Genomic DNA, 26,530 nt, shown 5'->3' on the forward strand with positions numbered 1-26,530 from the left:
CTGGTTGGGCGCTTGTTGTGCGTTGATTAGTTTTTAGTTCAGCAATGCGGGCAGGATTTTCCTGCAACGAATGCCGGCGACAGTTGCTCGCGCGGCGACACGACGCTCTTGCACGCAGGGCAGGTGAGCGACACGCTGCTCGGTTCCAGTTGCGGATTCAGCGCCGTGCGGTGATCGAACACGAAGCAGTCGCCGGTGTAGTGCGCGCCGCCGACCTTCTCGAAGTATTTCAGGATGCCGCCTTCGAGCTGGTACACGCTGTCGTAACCGATGTTCTTCATGTGGATCGCCGCCTTCTCGCAGCGGATGCCGCCGGTGCAGAAGGTGACGACGGTCTTGTCTGCCAATGCATCCTTTTGCTGTGCGACGACGTCCGGAAATTCGCTGAATTTTTCGATGCGGTAATCCAGCGTGTTGTCGAAGGTGCCGACATCGACTTCGAAGGCGTTGCGCGTGTCCATCATTACCACCGGCTTGCCGGCATCGTCGTGGCCTTGATCCAGCCAGCGTTTCAGAGTTTCGGCATCGACGGCGGGCGCGCGGCCTTCCTCGGGTTTGATCAGCGGATGCTTCATCGTGATGATCTCGCGCTTGAGCTTGACCAGCATCTTGTTGAATGGCTGGTCGTCGGACAGGCTTTCCTTGACTTCGATGTCGGCAAAGCGCGCATCGCTGCGCAGCCAGGACAGGAAGCCGTCGATCGCTGCGCGCGTGCCGGCCAGAAACAGGTTGATGCCTTCCGGGCTCAGTAGCACTGTGCCTTTCAGCCCGAGGGACTGGCATTGTTCCAGGAAAGCGGCGCGTTTTTCCGCCGTATCGTCGAAGGTGACGAATTTGTAGGCGGCGATGTTGACGAATGAGGAAGCTGCTTGCATGGCGCGTGTTTCGGGTGACCGTCCTTGCGATTTGAATAACGATAAAAACAACAATAAAACAACGATAGCGGCGGTCTGCAAGGACAAGCCGCCATTATAAACTTTGCGGGCCTTTGTATGCCGGATCGCGAGGGCATCGCGGTAGAATACCGGCCATGACAGATCCGCAATTCATCCATCTCCGCCTGCACTCCGAATACTCGATCGTCGACGGCCTGACGCGCATTGACGACGTGATCGACGCCGCGGCGAAGGACGGCCAGCCGGCGCTGGCGATCACCGATCTGGCCAACCTGTTCGGCATGGTCAAGTTCTACAAGGAAGCGCGCGGCCGCGGCATCAAGCCGGTGGTCGGCTGCGACGTCTGGATCAGCAACGACAACGACCGCGACAAGCCGTTCCGCCTGTTGTTGCTGGTGAAAAACCATGGCGGTTACCTGCAGTTGTGCGACTTGCTGTCGCGTGCCTGGCTGACGAACATCCATCGCGGCCGCGCCGAACTGCGGCCCGAATGGCTGGAGGAAATTGCGCGACAGGAACAGAAGGGCCTGATCGTGCTGTCCGGCGCGCATTTCGGCGACGTCGGCATCGCGATCGACAACGGCAATGTGGCTGGCGCCGAACGCGCGGCGCAACGCTGGGCTGAACTCTTTCCCGGCCATTTCTATATCGAAGTGCAGCGTGCCAGCCAGCCGAACATGGAAGTGCACGTGCGCCAGGCGGTGGCATTGGCAGCCAAGCTGAATCTGCCGGTGGTCGCCACGCATCCGGTGCAGTTCCTGTCGGCCGAAGAATTCACCGCGCACGAGGCGCGTACCTGTATTTCCGAAGGTGAGATTCTTGCGAACCCGCGCCGCGTCAAACGCTTCAACGAGCAGCAGCGTTTCCTGACGCAGGCCGAGATGGCCGAATTGTTCGCCGACATGCCGCATGCGTTGCGCAACGCGGTCGAAATCGCCAAGCGCTGCAATCTGGTGCTGACGCTGGGCAAGCCGCAACTGCCGAACTTCCCGACGCCGAACGGCGTATCGATTGACGAATTCCTGGTGCAGGAAGCCTCGCGCGGACTGGAAGTGCGGCTCGAACACCTGTATCCCGATCCGGCCGAACGCGAGAAGCAACGGTCGCGCTACGTCGAACGGTTGAAGTTCGAGACCGATACCATCATCAAGATGAAATTCCCCGGTTACTTCCTGATCGTGGCCGATTTCATCCAGTGGGCGAAGAACAACGGCGTGCCGGTCGGCCCGGGCCGTGGTTCCGGCGCCGGTTCGCTGGTCGCGTATTCGCTGCTGATTACCGATCTCGATCCGCTGAAATACAACCTGCTGTTCGAGCGCTTCCTGAACCCGGAACGCGTGTCGATGCCCGACTTCGATATCGACTTCTGCCAGGAAGGCCGCGATCGCGTGATCCAGTACGTGAAGGATCGCTACGGCAAGGAAGCCGTGTCGCAGATCGCCACCTTCGGCACGATGGCGGCCAAGGGCGCGGTGCGCGACGTCGGCCGCGTGCTCGATTTCAATTACACGTTCTGTGACGGTCTCTCGAAACTGATTCCGTTCAAGCCCGGCAAGCAGGTCACGATCGCCGATGCGATCAAGGAAGAGCCGATGCTGGCCGAACGGATGGAGAAGGAAGAAGAGGTCAAGCAGTTGCTCGATCTGGCGCAGCAGGTCGAAGGCATCGCGCGCAACATCGGCATGCACGCCGGCGGCGTGCTGATCGCGCCGGGCAAGCTGACCGATTTCTGTCCGCTGTATACGCAGGGTGGCGATGCGGGCGTGGTGTCGCAATACGACAAGGACGATGTCGAAGCGGTCGGCCTCGTCAAGTTCGACTTTCTGGGTTTGACCACGCTGACCATCCTCGATCGCGCGGTGCGCTATATCAAGCAACTCGATCCGGCGCTGGCCGATTTCGATCTGGCGAAACTGCCGCTCGACGATCGCCCTTCTTACGAACTGTTGACCAAGGCAAAAACGGTCGCCGTGTTCCAGCTGGAAAGCCGCGGCATGCAAGGCATGCTGAAGGATGCGCGTCCCGACCGTTTCGAGGACATCATCGCGCTGGTGGCACTGTACCGTCCTGGCCCGATGGACCTGATCCCGGATTTCTGCCGACGCAAGCACGGCGAGAAGTTCGAGTATCCCGATCCGCGTACCGAAAGCATCCTGTCCGAAACCTACGGCATCATGGTTTATCAGGAGCAGGTGATGCAGATGGCGCAGGTGATCGGCGGTTATTCGCTGGGCGGCGCCGACTTGCTGCGCCGCGCGATGGGCAAGAAGAAGGCCGAGGAAATGGCCAAGCATCGCGAACTGTTCCGCGAAGGTGCGGCGAAGAACGATCTGTCCGCCGACAAGGCTGACGAAATCTTCGACCTGATGGAGAAGTTCGCCGGCTACGGCTTCAACAAGTCGCACGCCGCCGCTTACGCGCTGCTGTCGTATCACACCGCTTACCTGAAGGCGCATCACCCGGCCGCGTTCATGGCAGCCAACATGTCGCTCGCGATGGACGACACCGACAAGGTGAAGATCCTGGTCGAGGATGCAATCGATATCTGCGGCCTGACGCTGCTGCCGCCGGATGTCAACCAATCCGACTATCGTTTCACGCCGGTCGGCGAGCCGGGCAAGAAGGCGACGCAGATTCGTTACGGCCTCGGCGCCGTCAAGGGCTCTGGCAAGAGTGCGATCGATGCGATCATCGTCGCGCGTCAGGAAAAACCGTTCACCGACCTGTTCGATTTCTGCAAGCGTGTCGACAAGAAGCAGATCAATCGCCGCACCATCGAATCGCTGATCCGCGGTGGTGCCTTCGACTGCTTCAACGTCGATCGCGCAATCCTGCTGGCATCGGTCGGCTTTGCAATGGAATGCGCGGAGCAGGCGGAAGCGGCAGCCAATCAGGTCAGCCTGTTCGGCGGCGAAGACGGCGACGAAGCGCCGCCGGATTACGTGAAGGCGACGCCGTGGAGCGAGAAGCAGAAGTTGTCGGAAGAAAAGGCAGCGCTCGGCTTCTATCTGTCCGGCCATCCGTTCAATTACTACGCGCCGGAAGTGCGCCGTTTTGTGCGAACCAGATTGTCCGATCTGCAGCCGTCGCGTGAGCCGCGCCTGATCGCCGGCGTGATTGCCGGCATGCGCGTGCAGATGACGCAGCGCGGCCGTATGGTGATCGCCACGCTGGACGATGGCAGCGGACCGGTGGAAGTGACCGTCTACAACGAGGTCTACGACGCCAATCGCCATCTGTTCAAGGAAGACGAATTCCTCGCAGTGCAGGGCAAGGTGTCGGAAGACCGTTTCTCCGGCGGTTTGCGCATCACCGCCGAGAAGGTGATGGACATCGCCGCTGCGCGCATCCAGTATGCGAAGTCGGTCAACATCTCGCTGCAGGCATCGGCCGACGTCAATGCATTGATGGCGACACTACAGGCGGCGGTGCGGCCGGATGGCAGCCCGGTCGTCGTGCAGTATCGCAATCCGAAGGGCGTATCGGAACTGCGCCTGGGGGATCAATGGCGCATCAATCCCGACGATATGACGCGGCAGAAGCTCATCGATCTGTATTCGGAGCAGAACGTGCAGATCGCCTACGAATGAGCGCAGGCATCTGAACCATAGAAGCATACGAACCAGCGCATCGACATGCACATCAATCACGGAGTCCGCGCCATGACGGACCGCACGGAGAGGCGCAAGCCATGAAGTTACCCACACATATCAAACGCCTGCTCGGCATGCTGAAGCCCTACAAGGGGCGGTTGCTGCTGGCTCTCGTCGGCATGATCATTACCGCCGGCACCGAACCGATGTTCCCGGCCATCCTGCGTCCCTTGCTGGACAAAGGCTTCACCGGCAAGCCGAGTTTCTCGCTGTGGCTGGTGCCGGTCGCCATCATCGGCATCTTTGTTATTCGTGGTATTTCGACTTTTGTCACCAATTACACGATGACGTGGATCACGTCGCGCCTGCTGAACACGCTGCGTCAGCAGATGTTCAATCGCATGCTGGACGTGCCGCTGAATTTCTACAACGGCCATCCGGTCGGCCGCGTCATCAACTCGATGATGTTCGAGGTGCAGCAGGTAATCGAGATGATCACCAAGATTCTCGTGCCGCTGATCCGCGACACGCTGACCGTCTTCGGCCTGCTGGCCTATCTGCTGTGGCTGAACTGGCGGCTGACGGTGGTGGCGCTGATTCTGCTGCCGCTGATCGCGACCGTCGTGCGTCTGACCGGCAAGCGCGTGCGCCGGCTGACGCGCGAATATCAGAAAGTGAACGGCGAACTGACGCAGGTGATCGAAGAAACCGCACGCGCCAGCCAGGTCATCAAGATTTTCGGCGGGCAGGAATACGAACGCGATCGTTTCGAGAAGCGTGCCGACAAGCTGCGCGGTTACACGATGCGCATGGTGACCTCGCTGGCTGCGACCACGCCGTTGACGCAGATCATGGCTTCATGTGCGGTGGCGATCGTCATTGTCATCGCATTGATCCAGTCAGGCCAGAACCAGACCACGGTCGGCGGCTTTGTCGCCTTCATTACGGCGATGCTGATGATGCTGTCGCCACTGAAGAGCATCGCCGAGGTCAACGGTCCGCTACAGCGCGGCCTGACGGCAGCCGAAGCGGTATTCGGCCTGATCGACGAACGGCCGGAGCGTACCGACGGTCGTGAACTGGCGCAGCGTGCAGCTGGCAAGCTGGAGTTCGTCAATCTTGGTTTCTCCTATCCCGGTCATGTGCAGCGTGCGCTGCACGACATCAACCTGACTGTGATGCCGGGCGAGACGGTGGCCTTCGTCGGCATGTCCGGCGGCGGTAAATCGACGCTGGTCAATCTGGTGCCGGGTTTCTATCCGGTGACGCAAGGCGAGATTCGTCTGGATGGCGAATCGATTGCCGGCATTGCGCTGTCCAGCCTGCGCAAGCAGATTGCGATGGTCAACCAGCACGTCGTGCTGTTCGATGACACGGTGGCGGCCAATATAGCCTACGGCGATCCGCAGCCGGACCGCGAACGCATCGTCGCGGCGGCGAAAGCCGCACATCTGGACGATGTGATCGCCGGATTGCCGGAAGGGCTGGAAACGATGATCGGCGACAATGGCGGCCGCCTGTCCGGCGGTCAGCGCCAGCGTCTGGCGATTGCGCGTGCGATCTACAAGGATGCGCCCATCCTGATCCTGGACGAGGCGACGTCGGCGCTGGATTCCGAATCGGAACGTGCGGTACAGGCAGCGCTGGATGAATTGATGCGCGGCCGGACCACGCTGGTGATTGCGCATCGCCTGTCGACCATCGAACGTGCGGATCGCATCGTCGTGCTGGCCGAGGGCGGTATTGTCGAAACCGGATCGCATCAGCAACTGCTGGAACAGGGCGGCGTGTATGCCAATCTGTATCACCTGCAGTTTGCAAAAGAGCCAGACTGATTTTCCAGTATCGGTTCGGCTTTTGCGCCATCGACGACTGTACAAGTTGCCGATGGTGAAATGGGAAAAGTTGGGAAAAGTTGTTTCCGGAACGCCCGGCGGGTCTAGGATCTAGCGGCGCTTCCGGTGCGGTTCAGGTTCTCAGGCCAATGCTTCCTTCGCCGCCTCTTCCGGTGTCAGGCCATCGTAGAACTGGTCGGTGAACCATTCGATCTGTTCCTCGATGTGTTCCTGTGCCTGTTCGACCGTCGCGCCGCCTGCCACCAGGAAACCCTCCACCTCGATGCACCAGTTGATCAGTGCGAGGGTTTCTTCGTCCAGTTCTTCCTTCTTTGCCATGGTGTGCTTTCAGATTGCTTGAGATTGTGCCGCTTCGGGAGCGCAGCAGAGGTGCAGCAGAGCGTGAGCGTGTGGTTACAGCAGGATCACGTCGTACTGTTCCTGGTGATAGACAGTTTCCACCTGCAGCGAGATTGGCTTGCCGAGGAAGTCGCTCAGCATCGCCAGATGCTGCGATTCTTCCTCGAGGAACATGTCGATGACGACCTGCGAGGCGAGGATGCGGAATTCGCGCGGGTTGAACTGCTTGGCTTCGCGCGTCAGTTCGCGCAGGATTTCGTAACAAATCGTGCGCGCCGTCTTCACCTGGCCCTTGCCGCCGCAGGCGGGGCAGGGTTCGCACAGGATGTGCGCCAGCGATTCGCGCGTGCGCTTGCGCGTCATTTCCACCAGCCCCAGTGCCGAGAAGCCCGACACCGATACCTTGGTGCGGTCGCGTGCGAGCGCGCGGTTCAGTTCGTTCAGCACGGCGGTCTTGTGGTCCTCGTTTTCCATGTCGATGAAATCGAGGATGACAATGCCGCCCAGATTGCGCAGCCGCAGCTGGCGCGCGATCGCGTGCGATGCTTCGAGATTGGTCTTGAAGATCGTGTCGTCGAAGTTGCGGCCGTTGACGAAGCTGCCGGTGTTGACGTCTATCGTCGTCATCGCTTCGGTCTGGTCGACGATCAGATAGCCGCCAGATTTCAGATCGACGCGGCGGCCCAGCGCACGCTGGATTTCCTCTTCCACGCCGTACAGGTCGAACAGCGGACGTTCGCCCGGATAGTGGACCAGTTTGGACAGCACAGACGGCGTGTACAGTTCGCCGAAAGACTTCAGCTTCAGGAAGTTCTCGCGCGAGTCGACCTGGATGATGGCAGTCTGGTCGTTGACGAAATCGCGCATCACGCGCTGCGCCAGATCCAGATCCTGATACAGCAACGATGGCGCCGGACGCGTCTTCGCCATCTGCGTGATGTTGCTCCAGGTCTTGCGCAGGTATTCGATGTCGGACTGCAAATCGGCATCGGAGGCGTCTTCCGCCATCGTGCGGATGATGAAGCCGCCTTTCTCGCCGGGCTGCATCAGGTTCTGCACCTTTTCGCGCAGCATCTCGCGCTCGGCCTCGTTCTCGATGCGCTGCGAAATGCCGATGTGCGATTCCTGCGGCAGGTAGACCAGCATGCGGCCGGCGATCGAGATCTGCGTCGACAGCCGTGCGCCCTTGGTACCGATCGGATCCTTGATGACCTGTACGGTAAGTGTCTGGCCGTCGTGCAGCATGCGTTCGATCGGTAGCGGCGACGACGGCGGGCCGGCGTGCGGGCGCGCGTCCCAGATATCGGCCACGTGCAGGAAGGCAGCGCGTTCCAGGCCGATATCGACGAAGGCCGACTGCATGCCGGGCAGCACGCGCACGACCTTGCCGACGTAGATGTTGCCCGCCATGCCGCGCGACAGTGTGCGTTCGACATGAAGCTCTTGCACCGCGCCCTGCAGCACGAGGGCGACGCGGGTTTCCTGCGGGGTGACGTTGACGAGAATGACTTCGCTCATAGGATGTGCAGGCCAGCCTGCTTCAATAATTGTCCGGTTTCGTACAGCGGCAACCCCATGATGCCCGAGTAGCTGCCGGCGATGTCTTGTATGAACAGCGCAGCCTGGCCCTGAATACCGTAGCCGCCGGCCTTGTCGTAGGGTTCGGCGGTCGCGCAGTAGGCGCGTATCGTCTCGTCCGACAATGCCGCGAAGGCGACGTCGGAGCGCTGCGTAAGTTGATGGGTACGTTCTTCGTGCAATACGGCGACATGCGTCAGCACCTGGTGCGTGCGGCCGGAAAGCGCGTGCATCATCGCGATCGCTTCGGCTTCGTCAGCCGGCTTGCCGAGAATACGGCCGTCCAGTACGACGGTGGTATCGGCGGCGAGTATGGGGCGCGACGGCAGCTTGCGCCACCACATCGTCTTTTGCGCGAACTGCGCCTTTTCCAGCGTTACGCGCGCAACGTAGTCTTCCGCGCGCTCGTTCGGCAATACTTCCTCGCTGACTTCCGGGCCGCGCGGCGTCTGGTCGCGCAACAGCAGCAATTCGAAATCGATGCCGATCTGGCGCAGCAGCTCGCGGCGGCGCGGGCTTTTCGAGGCGAGATAGATTTTCTGCGGGATCGGCTTCATGGGTTCATGTCGGCTTGGTGCGCCTTTTCGTCCGTCTGTGCGTTCTGTCGGTATCTACACGCGGTGATATGGATGATTCTGCGTGATCGACCACGCGCGATACAGTTGCTCGGCCAGCAGCACGCGCACCATGCCGTGCGGCATCGTCAGACTGGAAAGTCGCACCAGCATATCGGCATTACGCTTGAATTCCGGATCGAGGCCGTCGGCGCCGCCGATGACGAAAACGACGTCGCGGCCATCCTGCTGCCATTGCGTCAGATGTTGCGCCAGTTGCACCGAGGTCAGATCCTTGCCGCGTTCGTCCAGCGCAATGATGCGCGCACCTTTCGGCACGGCTGCTTCGATCTTGGTGCGTTCCAGCGCCATCGCCGTTTCGGCGGTCTTGCTGCCGGAACGCTCGATCGGCTTGATTTCCTTCAGGACGATGCGGCAGTCAGGCGGCATGCGCTTCGCATATTCGCCGAAGCCGCTTTCGATCCACGCGGGCATCTTGTGGCCGACTGCCGCGATTACCAACTGCATGCGAACATCCGATCAGGTTGAGGACTCAGTGTCGATCAGTTCGACGATTTCCTGGCGGCTTTTTTTGCCGGTGTCTTCGTTGCCGTCTTCTTCGCGGCAGTTTTACCTGCCGGCTTGGCTGCCGATTTCACTACGGATTTGGCTGCAGTCTTTGCGGGACTCTTGGCAGGTGCCTTGGCCGTGGCTTTTTTCGCTACTGCCTTTTTCGCCGGCGCTTTTTTTGCCGCCGTTTTGGCTACCGTCTTGCGGGCAGGTTTCTCTTCGGCTTCGACCTTCGCTGTCGTGCGTGTCGTTTTCTTCGCGGCCGGGGCTTTCTCGCCGCGTTTGGCCACGCTCAGGCTGACTTCCTTGTCGCCCCAGATTTCTTCCAGGCGGTAGTAGGCGCGGATGGCCGGCTGCATGATGTGGACGATCATGTCGCCCAGATCGACCAGCACCCATTCGCCGGTGCCTTCGCCTTCGATGCTGACGATGTCGCCGCCGTTGGATTTGACCTTGTCGCGCACCGAAGCGGCGAGCGCCTTGGTCTGGCGGTTCGACGTACCCGATGCAACCACGAGCCGGTCGAACAGGCTGGTCATGTGCACGGTGTCGAACAGTTTGATGTCTTGTGCCTTGACGTCTTCCAGCGCGTCGATGACCAGAGCTTGCAGTTTCTTGATATCCATTAGTTTCTATAGAGATGATGTTGTTCGATATAGTCTAGCACCCCGGCCGGGGCCAGAGTATCAGGGCGTTCGCCGCGCTGCAGGGCGGCGCGGATTGCCGTGGCGGAAATGTCGACTTCCAGATCCGTCGCGAGATAGGCCAGGCCGTGCGGCGTGGCGCGTATTTTCTCCGGTGTGGCGGTGCGCGATGCGAACTGCCGTATCACGTTTTGCGGTACATGGCCGGCGTCGATGGCGAAACCGGGGCGCGAGGCGGCGCAGATGTGCGCATGGTCGAACATCTGTTCCCATTGCTGCCAGGTATTCAGATGCTGCAACTGATCGGCGCCGATCAGGAAGACGAGGGAAACGTCCTGACCCAGCTCCGCACGTACGGCACGCAGCGTGTCGATGGTGTAAGTCGCTCTGTCGCGTTCGATTTCCTGTCTATCGATGCTGACCGGAACCTCCTGCGAGGCGAAGGCGCGCCGCACCATTTCCACGCGATCATAGCCGGCCGCCTGCAGGCCATGCTTCTGCCACGGATTGCCGGCCGGGATGATGCGTAGTTCGTCCGGCTGCAGCAAGTGCACGAAGTAATCGGCCAGTGCGACATGGCCGTTGTGTACCGGATCGAAGCTGCCGCCGAGCAGAACGATGCAGCGACGAGGAAGTGTCTGCGTCACGTCAGATCCAGTCGCGATGAATCAGGAAATCCGAATACAGCCGCGCTTCTTCGCTGCCGGCTTCGGGCTGCCAGTCGTAGCGCCATTTGACGATGGGCGGCATCGACATCAGGATGGATTCGGTGCGGCCGCCCGACTGCAGGCCGAACAGCGTGCCGCGGTCGAAGACCAGATTGAATTCGACATAGCGGCCGCGCCGGTAGGCCTGGAAATCGCGTTCGCGCTCGCCGTAGGGTGCATCCTTGCGGCGCTGCAGGATGGGCAGGTAGGCATCCAGGAAGGCGTCGCCGACGCTGCGCTGCAGGGCGAAGCAGCGTTCGAAGCCGCCTTCGTTCAGGTCGTCGAAAAAGATGCCGCCGACGCCGCGCGGTTCCTTGCGATGCTTCAGGTAGAAATAGTCGTCGCACCACTTCTTGTAGCGCGGATACAGATCGCCGCCGAACGGCTGCAATGCATCGCGGCAGGTGCGATGGAAATGCTGCGCGTCTTCGTCGTAGCCGTAATACGGTGTCAGGTCCATGCCGCCGCCGAACCACCAGACGGCTTCCGCGCCTTCCTTCGTGGCGACGAAGCAGCGCACGTTCATGTGCACGGTCGGCGCATACGGATTGCGTGGATGCAGCACCAGCGACACGCCCATCGCTTCCCAGTTGCGGCCGGCGAGTTCGGGGCGGTTCGCTGCGGCGGAAGGCGGCAGGTTGCTGCCGAGCACGTGCGAGAAACCGACGCCGCCGCGCTCGAAGACATTGCCTTCCTCGATGATGTGCGAAATGCCGCCGCCGCCTTCGGGGCGCTGCCAGCCGTCGGTCAGGAAAGACTTGCCGTCGGCCTGTTCCAGTCCGGCGACGATGCGTGCCTGCAGATCCTGCAGATAGTTGCGTACGGCGGCAGTGTCGGGAGAAGTCATGGATGTCTGTAGGGTGGATTCAGCGGATTTTACTCTGCGCGATTCCTGTTCGCGGGATGTGCGTGGCTCAGGGTTTGCCAAGGTTGCGTGAAGGTGGCTGCTGCGGAAACGTGCGCAGGTAGGCCAGCAGATCGTCGATTTCCCTGTCGCTGCGCAATCCCCAGAAACGCATCTTGTTGCCGGGGACGACATCGTCCGGCGCTTTGAGAAAGGCACGCAGCCTGTCTTCCGTCCAGATAAAACCGGCCTGCTTCATCGCAGGCGAATAACGGAAATCGGAGGTGGAGCCGGCCCGACGGCCGACGATGCCGTTCAGCTGCGGGCCGAAACCGCCGTGCGCCGAGCGGCCGACTTCATGACAGCTCGCGCATTTGGCGAAGGCGTTGCGGCCTTTCTTTGCATCACCCGCAACGACATTGTTTGCCGCCGCTTTCTTCGCCATCGCATCATCTGTCGCTTGTGCAACTGCGGCTTGCAGTGCCAGCAGCAGAAGCGGTGCGACGCGTGATACGGCGTAACGGTGAATCATGCAGCGCAGCAGACGGCGTGCATCAGGGGCGCTATCAAGATCGCTTCGGGACGCTTTAGGGGCGCTTCAGCGCGCGCCAGCCGATGTCGCGGCGGAACTGCATGCCGTCGAAATGGATCTGGTCGACCGCTTCGTAGGCTTTCTTCTGCGCCATCTTCACGCTGTCGCCGAGGCCGACCACGCACAGCACGCGGCCGCCGGAGGTCTTCAGCTTGTCGCCTTCCAGCACGGTGCCGGCATGGAAGGTCACACTGTCCGGCGTTTCGGCGGCGATGCCGGTGATCAGGTCGCCCTTGCGCGGCGATTCCGGATAGCCGTGCGCGGCCATCACCACGCCCAGCGCGGTGCGTCTATCCCATTCGAGTTCGATGCTGTCCAGCGTGCCGCTGACGGCGTGTTCCATCACGGTGACCAGATCGGTCTTCAGGCGCGACATGATCGGCTGCGTTTCCGGATCGCCCATGCGGCAGTTGAATTCCAGCGTCTTCGGATTGCCCTTGTCGTCGATCATCAGGCCGGCGTACAGGAAACCGGTGAACGGAATGCCGTCCTTGTGCATGCCTTGCACGGTCGGCTGGATGATTTCACGCATCACGCGTGCATGCAGCGACGGCGTGACGATAGGCGCAGGAGAATACGCGCCCATGCCGCCGGTGTTCGGGCCTTCGTCGTCGTCCAGCAGGCGTTTGTGATCCTGACTGGTTGCCAGTGGCAGGATGTTCTTGCCATCGACCATGACGATGAAGCTGGCTTCCTCGCCGTCGAGGAATTCCTCGATGACGACGCGCGCGCCGGCGTCGCCCAGCTTGTTGTCCGACAGCATCATGTCGACTGCCGCATGCGCTTCCGCGCGCGACATGGCGACGACCACGCCCTTGCCGGCTGCCAGGCCGTCGGCCTTGATGACGATGGGCGCGCCCTTGGCGTCGATGTAGTCGTGCGCGGCTTGCAGCTCGGAGAAGGTCTGGTATTCGGCGGTCGGGATGTCGTGGCGCTTCATGAAGGCCTTGGCGAAATCCTTGGAGCTTTCCAGTTGCGCGGCTTCGCGCGTCGGGCCGAATATCTTCAGGCCGTTGTCGCGGAAGATGTTGACGATGCCGGCGGCCAGCGGGGTTTCCGGGCCGACCACGGTCAGCGCGATGTTTTCCTTCTTGGCGAATTCGGCTAGCGCGGCCGGATCGGTGATCGCGAGGTTTTCCAGGCGATCATCCAGTGCGGTGCCGCCGTTGCCCGGTGCGACGTAGACCATCTGGATGCGCTCGGATTGCGCCAGTTTCCATGCGAGGGCGTGTTCGCGGCCGCCTGAGCCGACTACCAGAATTTTCATGAGATGTTTGCTGCCTGATCGAAGCGGCATGCCGGCATGCCGCGCGTTGTTTTAAAAAGCCGTCTGCGGAAAGATGAAGTGCCAGAAAGAAGCGGAACCTGTCCGTAGAATCTGCGCACCTTCATCGTGCCGTCTTCATGCTTCGTTGATGACGGCGTTCGTATAAATCTCCTGTACGTCGTCCAGGTTTTCCAGCGCATCCAGCAGTTTCTGCATGCGCACGGCATCGTCGCCTTCGAATACGGTTTCGGTCGACGGCTTCATCACGACTTCGGCGACTTCGGCCTTGAAGCCGGCTGCTTCCAGCGCATCCTTGACGGCGGAGAAATCGTGCGGCGGGCACAGCACTTCAATGCCGCCTTCCTCGTCCGTCGCCACGTCTTCGGCGCCGGCTTCGAGCGCGGCTTCCATCAGTTTTTCTTCATCGGTGCCCGGTGCGAACAGGAACTGGCCGACATGGCTGAACAGGAAGGCGACCGAGCCTTCGGTGCCCATGTTGCCGCCGAATTTGGAAAAGGCGTGGCGCACTTCGGCCACCGTGCGTACGCGGTTGTCCGTCATGCAGTCGACGATGACGGCGGCACCGTTGATACCGTAGCCTTCGTAGCGGATTTCCTCGTAATTGACGCCGTCGAGTGCGCCGGTGCCGCGCTGGATTGCGCGTGTGACGTTGTCCTTCGGCATGTTGGCGTCGGCCGCCTTGTCGATGGCCAGGCGCAGGCGCGGATTGGCGTTCGGATCGCCGCCGCCCATGCGGGCCGCGACGGTGATTTCCTTGATCAAACGGGTCCAGATCTTGCCGCGTCTTTCGTCCTGACGGCCTTTACGATGCTGGATATTGGCCCATTTGCTGTGTCCTGCCATGACGAATTTCTTTCCAGAAGTGAGTTGCGTGACCGCTAAAAAATCGCCGTTTGTAGCGTTGTGCCGGCTTGCCTTGCATCCGTGCTGCCAGCCCCGGTACGCCGTGCCATCGACGATTTTTATCAGCCACTCTTGGCTATAATGAGACCGCGATTTTAACATATCGCCTGCCTGCCAAAATGAGGCGAAATGCCTCACCCGAAGCCAACCGGATGCCCACCTGACGCGGACAAGACCATGCCGAATCCACTGCTGATCGCCAAGAACAAGGAACAGGAACTCTGTCTGCTGCCGGCACTGGCGAATCGCCACGGCTGCATCACCGGCGCCACCGGCACCGGCAAGACGGTCACGCTGCAGACGCTGGCGCAGCAATTGTCGGACATCGGTGTGCCGGTCTTCATGGCCGACGTCAAGGGCGACCTGTCCGGCATCGGCAAGGCTGGCGTGGCGAACGTGCGCATCAAGGAGCGGCTGGACATGCTGGGTTTGCCGGAACCGGCATGGCATGGCGCGCCCGTCTCGTTCTGGGATGTGTTTGGCGAGCAGGGCCACCCGGTGCGCGCGACGATTTCCGATCTCGGTCCGCTGCTGCTGGCGCGCATGCTGAACCTGAACGATACGCAACAGGGCGTGCTGCAACTGGTCTTCAAGATCGCTGACGACAACGGCCTGCTGCTGCTCGATACCAAAGACCTGCGCGTGATGCTGCAGCATGTCGGCGACAACGCGGCGCAGTTCAAGACCGAATACGGCAATATCTCGGCCGCCAGCATCGGCGCGATACAGCGTGCGCTGATCGGCATCGACGAACAGGGCGGCGACAAGTTCTTCGGCGAACCGATGCTGAACATTGACGATCTGCTGCAGACCGATGCAAACGGGCGCGGCGTCGTCAATATCCTGACGGCTGACAAATTGATGAACGCGCCGCGGCTGTATTCGACCTTCCTGTTGTGGATGCTGTCGGAACTGTTCGAGCATCTGCCGGAAGTCGGCGATCTTGAAAAGCCGAAGCTGGTGTTCTTCTTCGACGAGGCGCATTTACTGTTCGCCGAAGCGCCGAAGCCGCTGCTGCAGAAGATCGAACAGGTCGTACGGCTGATCCGTTCGAAGGGCGTCGGCGTTTATTTCGTCACGCAAAATCCGCTCGACATTCCGGATACGGTGCTGGGCCAGCTCGGCAATCGCGTGCAGCATGCGCTGCGCGCCTACACGCCGCGCGACCAGAAGGCGGTGCAGGCGGCGGCAGAAACCTTTCGCCCGAATCCCAAGCTCGATACTGCGCAGGCGATCACCGATCTGGGCGTCGGCGAAGCGCTGGTTTCCTTCCTGGACGAAAAAGGCCGGCCGGCCATCGTCGAGCGCGCCTTCGTGCTGCCGCCGCTTTCGCAGATCGGCCCGCTCACCGAAGCCGAACGTGCCGAATTGAAGGCGAAATCGGCAGTAGCCGGTATCTACGACAAGGCCGTCGACCGCGAATCTGCCTACGAAAAATTGCGCGGCCGTGTTGCGGGAAAAATGGCGGACAAGGATGCTGATGCAGAGGCATCCTCGGCCAAAGGTGGCCGTTCCGCTTCGCAGGACGATGAAGCCGATGAAGGTTTCGGCGACATCCTGGGCAGCGTGTTCGGCAACGGTACGGGCAGCCGTAGCGGACGCAGCAAAAGTCGCCGCAGCGATACCGTCGTCGAATCGATGATGAAATCGGCGGCACGCACGATCGGTTCGACGGTCGGACGCGAAATCATCCGCGGTGTGCTGGGTTCCATCCTGAAGCGATAAGCGCCCGGTGGCGTCGATTGCGCATTACCGTGCGCGATGTTGCAGTCCGTTTCCGTCGTTTTCTATTGTGGCTTCGCCGGAGACGCCGGCGCAACAGACAGGTCTGCCGCGTGATCGAGAAAGTAGCGCATCAGCCAGCGGCCGGCCGGGCCGGGCGCATCGTCGGTGCGGTTGATCATGTGCAGCGAATACTGTCCGGCCGTCAGATGTTCCAGTTGCAGATGCACCAGCCGGCCTTCCGCGACGTCGGCACGCACCATTTCCTCCGGCATCGATCCCCATCCCAGTCCGTTCAGCAGCAGCATGTGCTTGGCACCGAGGTCGCCCAGGCGCCAGTCGCGCAGCGCAACCACGCCGAAATTCTGTCCGGCCGTCAGCTGGCTGCGGTCGGTCAGCACCAGCTGCGTATAGTCGCGCGCCACTTCGGTCGGAATCGTGCCTTGCATCTGGCCCAGCGGATGCGACGGAGCGGCAACCGGAATCATCGTGATGTAGCCCAGTTGCTGCGCCTGGAAGATATCGGGGAAATCCAGCATCGGGCCGGCGATGCCGATCTGGCAGACGCGTTCCGCAACCAGATGTTTGACCGCGCCCAGCGCTTCGATGCGCAGGCGCAGCCCGACCGTCGGGAATTCCTGCTGGAAGGCTTTCAGCGCTTGCACCAGCTGGCAGTTCGGAAACATCACGTCCACCACGATCGACACTTCCGCTTCCAGTCCGAGCGACATCATCTTCGCGCGGGCACGCATTGCGTCGATCTTCATGCCGACCGTGCGCGCATCGGCCAGCAGCGCCTTGCCGGCTTCGGTCAGCGTCGGCTTGCGCTTGCTGCGATCGAACAGCGCCACATTCAATTGCGCTTCGAGGTTGGCGATCGTGTAACTGATGACCGATTGCGTGCGGTGCAATTCCGCCGCTGCGCGCGAAAAACTGCCGCAATCGATGACGGCGACGAACACGCGCAACTGGTCCAGTGTCGGCAGGCCGGGATCTCTCATATCTAAAAAATCGATACTAATTAGTTAAACAAAGTGGGTTTTGTGAATACTAAACCTGTCCTACGATGCTTGCAACGACACAGCAATGTGTTCCCAACAAGACGCCGGAAACGACAAACGTGATGGCGAACGTGAACAGAAACCAGAAAGAAACTAGAAAGAAAGCGAGCCCATCATGACCAAGATTCTTCACATCAACAGCAGCGTGCGTAACACCGATTCGATCTCGCGCAAGGTAACCGCCGATTTCGTCGCGAAATGGAAAGCCAAGGAGGCGAACGCCGTCATCGTCGAACGCGATCTGGCGATCAATCCGCCGCCGCACCTGACCGAAAAAACGCTGGGTGCCTTCTTTACCGCGCCGGAACAGCGCAGCGCCGAACAGAACGAGACCGTCAAACTGTCCGAAACGCTGGTGCAGGAACTGTTCGATGCCGACGTCATCGTCATCGGCGCGCCGATGTACAACTTCTCGATCACATCCGGCCTGAAAGCCTGGATCGATCAGGTGGCGCGTGCCGGCGTCACGTTCAAGTACGGCGAAAGCGGCCCGGTCGGCCTGCTGAACGGCAAGAAGGTCTATATCTTCACGGCCCGCGGCGGCGTCTACAGCCAGGGACCGGCGGCGGCGATGGATTTCCATGAAACCTATCTGCGTGCCGTGCTGGGCTTCATCGGCTTGAAGGACGTGACCTTCATCCACAGCGAAGGCCTGGCGATGGGCGCGATCGGTGTCGAAAAGGCGCTGGAACAGACCAACAAGGCCATCAACGAATTGCTGCCGGCCTGATATCCTTCGTCTTTCGCCAAAAACGCGCTGCTGCCGAAGCATGACTTTTCGGCATCGGCGCGTGGTCCGGCGGCCCTTGATTGATGATGATATCGTTGCACCATGAAACCCAGCCTTGCCTCTGCCGCCAGCGCGGATATTTCCGAATCTGAACTCGACTATGTTGCCTCGTGCAATCTGCCGATGCCGTGGGCGACGTTCCGTCTGCACGCGTTCGTCGAGCCGGGAACGGGCAAGGAGCATGTCGCCATCACGCTGGGCGATGTCGCCAGTGGCGAGCCGGTGCTGTCGCGTATCCATTCCGAATGTTTGACCGGCGACGCGCTGTTCAGCCTGCGCTGCGATTGCGGCCCGCAGCTGGAAGCGGCGCTGCAGATGATTGCGCAGGAAGGGCGCGGCGCCTTGTTCTACTTGCGCCAGGAAGGGCGCGGCATCGGTCTCGTCAACAAGATCCGTGCTTACCAGCTGCAGGATGCCGGCGCCGATACGGTGGAAGCCAACGAACAGTTGGGGTTCAAGGCCGACCAGCGCAACTACAAATTGTGTCTGCCGATGCTGCAGCATCTGGGTATTTCGGCGCTGCGCCTGATGACGAACAATCCGCGCAAGATCACCGCGCTGGAACAGCTGGGACTGAAAGTCGTCGAGCGCGTGCCGCTGATCGTGACGCGCAATCCGCACAACGAACGCTACCTGACGACCAAGGCGATCAAGCTCGGTCACCTGTTCTGATGTCCCTCCATCCCACGACTTTTTAATGCCGTTTGCAGCGGCCAGCCGGGAAATCCTGCTGCCGCTACAATCGCCGCATGGCCGATTCTTCCTCTTCTTCCGCACGCAGGCAGCTGCTGATCGGCCTGGCCATTGCCATTTGCGGCGCCGTGCTGTTTTCTGCCAAGGCGATCGTCGCCAAGCTGATCTATCGCTATGACGTCGATGCCGTCACACTGATTGCCTTTCGCATGCTGTTTTCGCTGCCGTTCTTCGCGGCGATCGCACTCTGGCAGGCGCGGCAATCGCCGCCGCTGACTGCACGCGAGCGCGGGCAGATCGTGCTGCTCGGTTTGCTCGGCTATTACCTTTCCAGTTTTCTCGATTTCCTCGGCCTGCAGTACATCACGGCTGGACTGGAACGGCTGATCCTGTTCCTGACGCCATCCTTCGTGCTGCTGATTTCGGTTTTCCTGCTGAAGAAGAAAATCAGCATGCTTGAATGGATGGCGCTCGCCATTTCGTATGCGGGAACCGTGCTGGTGTTCGTGCACGATGCGCGGCTGGGTGGCGCCAATGTGGCGCTCGGCAGTGCGTTCGTACTGGGCGCTGCGCTTTCCTATGCGTGGTATCTGCTGCTGTCGGGCGAATTGCTCAAGCGCGTCGGCACGATGCGTCTGGTCGCCTATGCGATGTGCGTATCCAGCGTGGTCTGCATCTTGCAATTTTTCCTGTTGCGCCCGGCGGCCATGCTGGTGCAGCCGATGGCGGTCTACGGGCTTTCGGCATTCAATGCCTTCTTTTGCACGGTGCTGCCGGTGTTCCTGACGATGATTGCCGTGCAGCGTATCGGCGCGCCGACCGCATCGCAGGCCGGCATGATCGGGCCGGTGTCCATCCTGTTTCTCGCCGCATGGATTCTGGGCGAGCCGATCACCGGCATCCAGATCGCAGGCACCGTGCTGGTGTTGTGCGGCATTTATCTGCTGTCGAAGAAAAAGACCTAGGAGACGAAGATGGATTTGGGCATACGCGGAAAAACCGCATTGGTCTGCGGCGCCAGTCGTGGTCTGGGATACGGATGCGCGGAGGCGCTGGCGGCCGAAGGCGTGACGCTGACGCTGGTGGCGCGCCGCGCAGATGTGCTGGAAGCAGCGGCCGAGCGGATTCGGAAGGCACATGGTGTCGAAGTCGTTGCGATTGCGGTCGACATCACGACGCCAGAGGGACGCGCGCAGGTGTTGTCGGCCTGTCCGCAACCGGACATTCTTGTCACCAACGCCGCCGGCCCGAAGCAGGGCGATTTCCGAGGCTGGTCGCGCGAGGACTGGATCGCCGCGCTGGATGCCAACATGCTGACACCGATCGAACTGATCAAGGCGACCGTCGACGGCATGATTGCCCGCGGCTTCGGCCGCATCGTCAACATCACGTCGAGTGCGGTGAAGGCACCGATCGACTCGCTGGGTTTGTCGAACGGCGCGCGCTCCGGCTTGACCGGCTTCGTTGCGGGTCTCGCACGCCGCACGGTGACGCATAACGTGACGATCAACAATCTTCTGCCTGGCGCTTTCGATACCGACCGGCTGGCAGCGATCTTCTCATCCGCTTCGCAGGCGACCGGTAAATCGCTGGACGAAATCGGCGAAAAGCGGCGCAATGCGATTCCCGCCAAGCGTTTCGGCACGCCGCAGGAATTCGGTGCTGCCTGTGCTTTCCTGTGCAGCGCACATGCCGGTTACATTACGGGACAGAATCTGTTGATCGATGGCGGCGCCTATCCGGGCACCTTCTGATCAGGCAGGGTATGAAACGACGCGATTTTCCGAAAGCGAGATCTTCATGACGAAAGCGATCAGGATAGAAAAGAATGGCGGTCCCGAAGTAATGGAATACGTCGATGTCGACGTGCCGCCGCCCGGCCCGGGCGAGGTGTCGGTGCGCCAGGCCGCCTGCGGGTTGAATTACATCGACGTCTATTTCCGCAGCGGCCTGTACAAGCAGCCGCTGCCAGGCGGCATCGGCATGGAAGGTGCGGGTGTGGTCGATGCGGTTGGGTCTGGCGTCACGCACGTCCGTCCTGGCGATCGCGTCGCCTATGCTGGCCATCCGCCGGGCGCCTATGCGCAGTGGCGCACGGTGCCGGCCGATATTCTCGTCAAGCTGCCGAAATCCATCGATTTCGATGTGGCGGCGGGCATGATGCTGCAGGGCATGACGGTGCAATATCTTTTTCGCCGTACCTTCCGCCTGCAGGGCGGCGAAACGATTCTGTTTCACGCAGCGGCCGGCGGCGTCGGCCTGATCGCCTGCCAGTGGGCGCGTGCACTGGGCGTGACGATGATCGGCACCGTGAGTTCGGACGAAAAAGCCGAATTGGCAAAGCAGCACGGTTGCAAGCACGTGATCAACTACCGCAAGGAAAACTTCGTCGAACGCGTGAAGGAAATCACGAACGGCGAAGGTGTGCCGGTGGTCTACGATTCGGTCGGCAAGGATACGTTCACCGATTCGCTCGACTGCCTGTCGCCGCTGGGCATGATGGTCAGCTACGGTAGCGCATCCGGCCCGGTGCCGCCGTTCAGCCTGAACGAACTGGCATCGCGTGGTTCGCTGTTCATCACGAGGCCGTCGCTGTTCAGCTATACCGCCAAGCGCAACGATCTGGAAATGATGGCGGCCGAACTGTTCGGCATGGTGGAAGGCGGCAAGATCGACATCGAGGTCAATCAGCGCTATGCATTGCAGGATGCGGCGCAGGCGCATCGCGATCTGGAAGCGCGCAAGACCACCGGTTCGACCATCTTGATTCCCTGAGGAGCGCGTAATGCAGGAAGCCGATGACAAAACGCAAGCCAATCCGATGCAGCATCCGGAAGAGCAGCCGTCCGGTGCCGATGGTTCGCCCAAGTTCGGCAGATTATTGCTGTTGCTGGCATTTGCCGTGCTGATGGTGGTGGCACTGACTTTCGGTTCGCTGGCCTACTACACCTGATACATCCGGTACGTTCGGTCCATCCGGCCGAAATGAAAAACGGCAGCTTGCAAATGCAGGCTGCCGTTTTTTATATGGGCTGCTTGGAGAATCAGTTGCTGGATCCCGTGGGTGCCGGTTCCGTTTGCAGCTTGTCGTTCGCTGCCGGTTTATCCGTGATTTCCAGCTTTACGCGGTGCGGCACGCCGCTACGGCCGGGGAAATCCGCAAAGGCGCTCTTGACCATGTAGGGCATCGCAAATGCCAGCGAACCGTTGCCGCCGTCGCTATCCACCGTCACGTCGTACAGTTTCTTGCTGTCCCGGACTCGCGTGATCAGTACATTCAGCTGGCGACTGAAGACCTGGTATTGCACCTCGCGGTATTGGGTAACAGGCGGGCCGTACCAGAACGGGTCGTAATAGTAGGGGCCGTAGTAGCCGCGCCATGCCGGGCCGTAGAACGGATAGCCGTAGCCGTACGGCCAGTACGGATCGACCACCGGTTCCACGACGCGGACGTCGCGTCCGTCGATGCTGTAACGCATCGATACCTTGAGAATTGCGCTACGCGGATTCTGCGCTTCGACGAATCCCAGCCGGGTCAGTTCGGCGCGCACCAGGTTTTCGTAGCTTTGGTATTCCAGATTGTTCTGCTGTTCGGGCGTGCGGTCGAAGATGTACACCTTGTTCGGCATTTCGGCTGGCCAGTCGTGAAAAGCCACCACGTCGCTACGCACGAACGACGCGCAGCCGCTCAACAGCAGGCTCGACAACATCATTGCCATCCATAACCAGCGTCGCATTTCCATCTCCTTGTGCAATACGACTAGCATAGCGGTATTGCAAAAATCTGCCGTTACATTTTGTAACCCACAGGAAAGTTCCGTTCGCGGCCGAACCGATCGCACCGAACTGATTGCGAATCGATGGTGAACTGGCTGCGAACTGACTGATATCGCGGCAGTCCTAATGCAGACTGCCGCCCTGCGGCTGCCGCTATTTTCGTCAGACCAGCCGATTCCGTTTTCAATCCCGGCGTTTGGGTAAAATGCCATTTTGCTCACGCCATTGCGAGACCGTTCCCATGCGCACCGATACTCCCGCCGCGATTTATCGCAAAGACTACACACCGCCAAGCCATTGGATCAGCACCGTCGAGATGGGATTCGATCTCGATCCGTCCGCGACGCGCGTGGCGACCCGGATCGTGTTCGAACGCAATCACGCCGGTTCGGACCGTACGCTGACGCTATACGGGGACGAGGTCGAACTGGTGCAATTGCGCATGAACGGCAAGGCCTTGGCCAAACGCGCCTACCAGCTGGAACAGGGCGTGTTGCGTATTCCTTCTGCGCCGGATGATGTCGTGCTGGAAATCGAAACGCTGATCCGGCCGGATCGCAATACCTCGCTGATGGGACTGTACGTCTCGAACGGCAATTTCTTCACGCAATGCGAGGCCGAAGGTTTCCGCAAGATCACCTATTTCCCGGATCGTCCGGACGTGATGGCCAAATACAAGGTCATGCTGCGCGCCGACAAGCGCAAATATCCGGTGCTGCTGTCCAACGGCAACCTGATCGAGCAGGGCGATCTGGGCGACGGCCGTCATTACGCGCTGTGGGAGGACCCGTTCAAGAAGCCGTCTTACCTCTTCGCGCTGGTCGCCGGCAACCTGATCTGCCAGGAAGAACAGATCAAGCTGCAGTCCGGCCGTAAAGCGCTGCTGCAGGTCTGGGTCGAGGAAGGCAATCTGGACAAGACGCAGCATGCGATGGCTTCGCTGATCAACAGCATCCGCTGGGATGAAAAACGCTTCGGGCTGGAACTGGATCTGGACCGCTTCATGATCGTCGCCGTCGGCGACTTCAACATGGGCGCGATGGAAAACAAGGGCCTGAACATCTTCAACACGAAATACGTGCTGGCCAATCCGCGCATCGCGACCGACGTCGATTACGCCAACATCGAAGCGGTGGTCGGCCACGAATACTTCCACAACTGGACCGGCAACCGCGTCACCTGCCGCGACTGGTTCCAGCTGTCGCTGAAGGAAGGCTTGACCGTCTTCCGCGACCAGGAGTTCTCGGCCGACATGATCGGTACCGACAGCGGCCGTGCCGTCAAGCGCATCGACGACGTGCGCGTGCTGCGGCAGGCGCAGTTCCCTGAAGATGCCGGCCCGATGGCGCATCCGGTGCGGCCCGATTCCTTCGTCGAGATCAGCAACTTCTATACGGTCACGATCTACGAGAAGGGCGCAGAGGTCGTGCGCATGTACCAGACGCTGTTCGGCCGCGACGGTTTCCGCAAGGGCATGGACCTGTATTTCGAGCGTCACGACGGCCAGGCTGTCACCTGCGACGACTTCCGCGCCGCGATGGCCGATGCCAACGGCCGCGATCTGGCGCAGTTCGAGCGCTGGTACGATCAGGCTGGCACCCCGCGTGTTTCTGTCACCACACGTTACGATGCCGGTGCGCATACCTATGAAATGACGCTGGTGCAAAGCGGTGCATCGACCGCAGGGCAGGAGGAAAAACGTCCGTTCTTGATTCCGGTATCAGTCGGCCTGCTGGATGGCAAGGGCCGCGATATGCCCTTGTCGCTGGGCGATGCCGAAGAGCAGCCGACGACCGTCGTGCTGGAACTGAAAGCGCGTTCGCAGACTTTCCTGTTCCGCAACGTGATGGAAAAGCCGGTGCCGTCGATTCTGCGCAATTTCTCTGCGCCGGTCGTGCTGGAATACGACTATACGGATGCTGAACTGGCTTTCCTGATGGCGCACGACAGCGATGCCTTCAATCGTTGGGAAGCCGGGCAGCGGCTGGCAATGCGTCGTTTGCTGGCGCTGACTGCATTGTCGCAGTCGGGCGATGCGTTGCAGGTGGATGCCGCGCTGGCGGAGAGTTTTTCGGCCACGTTGAATGATGGTGAGCTCGATCCGGCTTTCCGCGAGACTGCGCTGAACCTGCCGGCGGAAACTGTGGTTGCCGAACAGATGGATGTCATCGATCCGCAGGCGATTCATGCGGCACGACGTTTCCTGCGCCAGTCGCTGGCAAAGTCGCTGCGGCCTTCGCTGTTGAATGCCTATCGCGATAATGCGGTGAATGGCCCTTACAGTCCGGATGCGGCATCGGCCGGCAAGCGTGCATTGCGCAATCTGTCGTTGTCTTATCTGGGAGAGCTGGACGATGAGGAAATTCATGCGTTGATGCAGAAACAGTACGACAATGCCAACAACATGACCGACCGCATGACTGCATTGGCGGCGCTGGCGAACAGCCGAGCGGCGGGAAGAGCCGCGGCGCTGGCACGCTTCTACAGCGATTTCGAACAGGAGCCGTTGGTGATCGACAAATGGTTCTCGCTGCAGGCGATGGCGCGTACGACAGACGTGGCAGCAGTTCGCAAACTGATGAAGCACCCGGCGTTCTCGCTGAAGAATCCGAATCGGGCGCGCAGCCTGATCTTCAGTTTCTGTAACGGCAATCCATTCCGCTTTCACGCGATCGACGGCAGCGGCTATGAATTCTGGGCGGAGCAGGTACTGGCGCTCGATGCGCTCAATCCGCAGGTTGCAGCCCGTCTGGCGCGCAGTCTCGATCGTTGGCGCAAATACGCGCCGGCACTGCGCGAAAAGATGCATGCGGCGCTCAAGCGTGTAGCGGATAGTTCCAGGCTGTCCAAGGATGTGAAAGAAGTGATTACGAAGTCGCTGGCCGGTGCGTGAGGCATGAGCGCAGGCCGATAACTATTTGACGAAGAAAAAGGAAAACATGAAACGCATCAGTCTTACCCAGTATCTGATCGAAGAGCAGCGCCAGCACAGCAACATTTCGTCCGAATTGCGCTTGCTGATCGAAGTCGTCGCGCGCGCCTGCAAGACCATCAGTCATTCGGTCGGCAAGGGCGCGCTGGGCGACGTGCTCGGCACGGCAGGCAGCGAGAACGTGCAGGGTGAAGTGCAGAAGAAGCTGGACGTCATCTCTAACCAGATCCTGCTGGAAGCCAATGAATGGGGCGGTCATCTGGCGGCGATGGCATCGGAGGAAATGGAAACCATCCATCCGATTCCCAACCGCTACCCGAAAGGCGAATACCTGCTGTTGTTCGATCCGCTGGACGGCTCCAGCAACATCGACGTCAACGTTTCGATCGGCACCATCTTCTCCGTATTGAAAGCGCCGGACGGCACGACGACGCCGAAGGAAGAGCATTTCCTGCAACCGGGCGCGAAACAGGTTGTCGCCGGCTATGCGCTGTACGGTCCGCAGACGGTGCTTGTCTTGACCACCGGTAATGGTGTGCACTCCTTTACGCTGGATCGCGAAATGGGCGCATGGGTGATGACGCAACGCGACATGCAGATTCCGGCCGACACCAAGGAATTCGCCATCAATGCATCGAATGCGCGCCACTGGTATCCGCCGGTCAAGCGTTACGTCGATGAAATGCTGGCTGGCACCACCGGCCCGCGCGGCAAGGATTTCAACATGCGCTGGATTGCCTCAATGGTGGCGGACGTGCATCGCATTCTGAATCGCGGCGGCATCTTCATGTATCCGGCCGATGCGCGTGAACCGGACAAGCCCGGCAAGCTGCGCCTGATGTATGAAGCCAACCCGATGGCGATGCTGGTCGAGCAGGCAGGAGGCGTGGCGACTAACGGTGAACAACGTATTCTGGATATCCAGCCGGAAAAGCTGCATCAACGCGTAGCGGTTTTCCTTGGATCGAAGAACGAAGTCGAATTGGTAACGGGATATCACCAATAAACAACAGACGCAATTTTCGTAAAACGGCCGGCCTTGTGCCGGCCGTTTTGCTTTTTCGAAAAAAGTTTTACGGAACCCCTTGCCAAGTCGAAACGCTCTTTGCTATAGTTCGCCTCCCGTTGCGAGACGGGGCTAAAAAGAAGGTGTTGACCGAGGTGCGTAGCGCTGGTTGAACTGGATTTTTG

25 protein-coding genes are annotated in these 26,530 nt (G+C 60.4%); 11 read left to right on the forward strand and 14 right to left on the reverse strand.

All coding sequences use genetic code 11. The features are described from left to right. Positions 1-38: 38 nt before the first annotated feature. A complete protein-coding gene (locus tag IEV40_RS14145; RefSeq protein ID WP_188422719.1) occupies positions 39-875 on the reverse strand; it encodes a sulfurtransferase in 837 nt (278 codons plus the stop codon). A 155-nt stretch (positions 876-1,030) separates the two neighbouring features. Here IEV40_RS14145 and dnaE point away from each other — a divergent pair, with 155 nt between their 5' ends. Both dnaE and msbA read left to right on the forward strand, forming a co-directional pair. Continuing rightward, entirely contained in the window at positions 1,031-4,486 is a 3,456-nt protein-coding gene (gene dnaE / locus IEV40_RS14150) for a DNA polymerase III subunit alpha (protein WP_188422720.1), read from the forward strand. 101 nt (positions 4,487-4,587) lie between these two features. Further along, entirely contained in the window at positions 4,588-6,324 is a 1,737-nt protein-coding gene (gene msbA / locus IEV40_RS14155) for a lipid A export permease/ATP-binding protein MsbA (RefSeq protein ID WP_188422721.1), read from the forward strand. 141 nt (positions 6,325-6,465) lie between these two features. On the opposite strand, the gene IEV40_RS14160 is transcribed toward msbA, so the two are convergent. The 10 genes from IEV40_RS14160 to IEV40_RS14205 all read right to left on the reverse strand — a co-directional run bounded on the left by IEV40_RS14160 (position 6,466) and on the right by IEV40_RS14205 (position 14,304). Further along, positions 6,466-6,663: a hypothetical protein gene (locus tag IEV40_RS14160; protein WP_188422722.1), complete on the reverse strand. Its 198-nt coding sequence runs from the start codon at positions 6,661-6,663 to the stop codon at positions 6,466-6,468. Between the two features lie 75 nt (positions 6,664-6,738). Further along, positions 6,739-8,202 (reverse strand): ribonuclease G, encoded by a 1,464-nt coding sequence (rng, locus tag IEV40_RS14165; RefSeq protein ID WP_188422723.1) that lies wholly within the window; start codon positions 8,200-8,202, stop codon positions 6,739-6,741. Continuing rightward, the gene (locus IEV40_RS14170) at positions 8,199-8,819 is read right to left on the reverse strand and encodes a Maf family protein (RefSeq protein ID WP_188422724.1); all 621 of its coding nucleotides are present in this window, start codon (positions 8,817-8,819) and stop codon (positions 8,199-8,201) included. The genes rng and IEV40_RS14170 overlap by 4 nt, the downstream gene beginning before the upstream one ends. 54 nt (positions 8,820-8,873) lie before the next feature. Then, positions 8,874-9,344 (reverse strand): 23S rRNA (pseudouridine(1915)-N(3))-methyltransferase RlmH, encoded by a 471-nt coding sequence (gene rlmH, locus IEV40_RS14175; protein WP_188422725.1) that lies wholly within the window; start codon positions 9,342-9,344, stop codon positions 8,874-8,876. Positions 9,345-9,379: 35 nt separating this feature from the next. Continuing rightward, positions 9,380-10,012: a ribosome silencing factor gene (gene rsfS, locus IEV40_RS14180; RefSeq protein ID WP_188422726.1), complete on the reverse strand. Its 633-nt coding sequence runs from the start codon at positions 10,010-10,012 to the stop codon at positions 9,380-9,382. After that, complete coding sequence (locus IEV40_RS14185) at positions 10,012-10,677, reverse strand: nicotinate-nucleotide adenylyltransferase (RefSeq protein ID WP_188422727.1); 666 nt, start codon at positions 10,675-10,677, stop codon at positions 10,012-10,014. Before IEV40_RS14185 ends, rsfS begins: the two co-directional genes overlap by 1 nt. Position 10,678: 1 nt before the next feature. Continuing rightward, the gene (gene hemF / locus IEV40_RS14190; protein WP_188422728.1) at positions 10,679-11,584 is read right to left on the reverse strand and encodes an oxygen-dependent coproporphyrinogen oxidase; all 906 of its coding nucleotides are present in this window, start codon (positions 11,582-11,584) and stop codon (positions 10,679-10,681) included. Positions 11,585-11,651: 67 nt separating this feature from the next. Further along, the gene (locus tag IEV40_RS14195) at positions 11,652-12,026 is read right to left on the reverse strand and encodes a c-type cytochrome (protein ID WP_229724163.1); all 375 of its coding nucleotides are present in this window, start codon (positions 12,024-12,026) and stop codon (positions 11,652-11,654) included. Positions 12,027-12,168: 142 nt separating this feature from the next. After that, positions 12,169-13,440 (reverse strand): phosphoribosylamine--glycine ligase, encoded by a 1,272-nt coding sequence (gene purD / locus IEV40_RS14200; RefSeq protein WP_188422730.1) that lies wholly within the window; start codon positions 13,438-13,440, stop codon positions 12,169-12,171. Between the two features lie 135 nt (positions 13,441-13,575). Next, the gene (locus IEV40_RS14205; RefSeq protein ID WP_188422731.1) at positions 13,576-14,304 is read right to left on the reverse strand and encodes a YebC/PmpR family DNA-binding transcriptional regulator; all 729 of its coding nucleotides are present in this window, start codon (positions 14,302-14,304) and stop codon (positions 13,576-13,578) included. 237 nt (positions 14,305-14,541) lie between these two features. Here IEV40_RS14205 and IEV40_RS14210 point away from each other — a divergent pair, with 237 nt between their 5' ends. Beyond that, a complete protein-coding gene (locus IEV40_RS14210) occupies positions 14,542-16,089 on the forward strand; it encodes a helicase HerA-like C-terminal domain-containing protein (RefSeq protein ID WP_188422732.1) in 1,548 nt (515 codons plus the stop codon). 62 nt (positions 16,090-16,151) lie between these two features. On the opposite strand, the gene IEV40_RS14215 is transcribed toward IEV40_RS14210, so the two are convergent. Next, positions 16,152-17,087: a LysR family transcriptional regulator gene (locus IEV40_RS14215; RefSeq protein ID WP_188422733.1), complete on the reverse strand. Its 936-nt coding sequence runs from the start codon at positions 17,085-17,087 to the stop codon at positions 16,152-16,154. Positions 17,088-17,262: 175 nt separating this feature from the next. Between IEV40_RS14215 and IEV40_RS14220 the strand changes: the two genes are divergently transcribed. The 6 genes from IEV40_RS14220 to IEV40_RS14245 all read left to right on the forward strand — a co-directional run bounded on the left by IEV40_RS14220 (position 17,263) and on the right by IEV40_RS14245 (position 21,583). Further along, entirely contained in the window at positions 17,263-17,877 is a 615-nt protein-coding gene (locus IEV40_RS14220) for an FMN-dependent NADH-azoreductase (RefSeq protein ID WP_188422734.1), read from the forward strand. Between the two features lie 102 nt (positions 17,878-17,979). Then, the gene (ribA, locus tag IEV40_RS14225) at positions 17,980-18,609 is read left to right on the forward strand and encodes a GTP cyclohydrolase II (RefSeq protein ID WP_188422735.1); all 630 of its coding nucleotides are present in this window, start codon (positions 17,980-17,982) and stop codon (positions 18,607-18,609) included. Positions 18,610-18,686: 77 nt separating this feature from the next. Next, on the forward strand, positions 18,687-19,595 hold the full coding sequence (locus IEV40_RS14230) for a DMT family transporter (protein WP_188422736.1): 909 nt from the start codon (positions 18,687-18,689) through the stop codon (positions 19,593-19,595). Positions 19,596-19,604: 9 nt separating this feature from the next. Continuing rightward, complete coding sequence (locus IEV40_RS14235; protein ID WP_188422737.1) at positions 19,605-20,384, forward strand: SDR family oxidoreductase; 780 nt, start codon at positions 19,605-19,607, stop codon at positions 20,382-20,384. 46 nt (positions 20,385-20,430) lie between these two features. Beyond that, positions 20,431-21,405 (forward strand): quinone oxidoreductase family protein, encoded by a 975-nt coding sequence (locus IEV40_RS14240; protein ID WP_188422738.1) that lies wholly within the window; start codon positions 20,431-20,433, stop codon positions 21,403-21,405. Positions 21,406-21,415: 10 nt separating this feature from the next. Next, positions 21,416-21,583 (forward strand): hypothetical protein, encoded by a 168-nt coding sequence (locus IEV40_RS14245; RefSeq protein WP_188422739.1) that lies wholly within the window; start codon positions 21,416-21,418, stop codon positions 21,581-21,583. 91 nt (positions 21,584-21,674) lie between these two features. Here the strand turns inward: IEV40_RS14245 and IEV40_RS14250 are convergent, their stop codons facing one another. Continuing rightward, complete coding sequence (locus tag IEV40_RS14250) at positions 21,675-22,367, reverse strand: DUF4136 domain-containing protein (RefSeq protein WP_188422740.1); 693 nt, start codon at positions 22,365-22,367, stop codon at positions 21,675-21,677. Between the two features lie 281 nt (positions 22,368-22,648). Here IEV40_RS14250 and pepN point away from each other — a divergent pair, with 281 nt between their 5' ends. Together pepN and IEV40_RS14260 are read left to right on the forward strand one after the other, a co-directional pair. Then, positions 22,649-25,300 (forward strand): aminopeptidase N, encoded by a 2,652-nt coding sequence (pepN, locus tag IEV40_RS14255; protein WP_188422741.1) that lies wholly within the window; start codon positions 22,649-22,651, stop codon positions 25,298-25,300. 46 nt (positions 25,301-25,346) lie between these two features. Continuing rightward, entirely contained in the window at positions 25,347-26,345 is a 999-nt protein-coding gene (locus tag IEV40_RS14260) for a class 1 fructose-bisphosphatase (protein WP_188422742.1), read from the forward strand. On the opposite strand, the gene IEV40_RS14695 is transcribed toward IEV40_RS14260, so the two are convergent. Further along, positions 26,336-26,530 (reverse strand): hypothetical protein (locus IEV40_RS14695; RefSeq protein WP_229724159.1); only part of this gene is annotated, 195 nt, incomplete at its 5' end. The genes IEV40_RS14260 and IEV40_RS14695 overlap by 10 nt on opposite strands.

Source organism: Oxalicibacterium solurbis, from assembly GCF_014635845.1.
Taxonomy (GTDB): domain Bacteria; phylum Pseudomonadota; class Gammaproteobacteria; order Burkholderiales; family Burkholderiaceae_D; genus Oxalicibacterium; species Oxalicibacterium solurbis.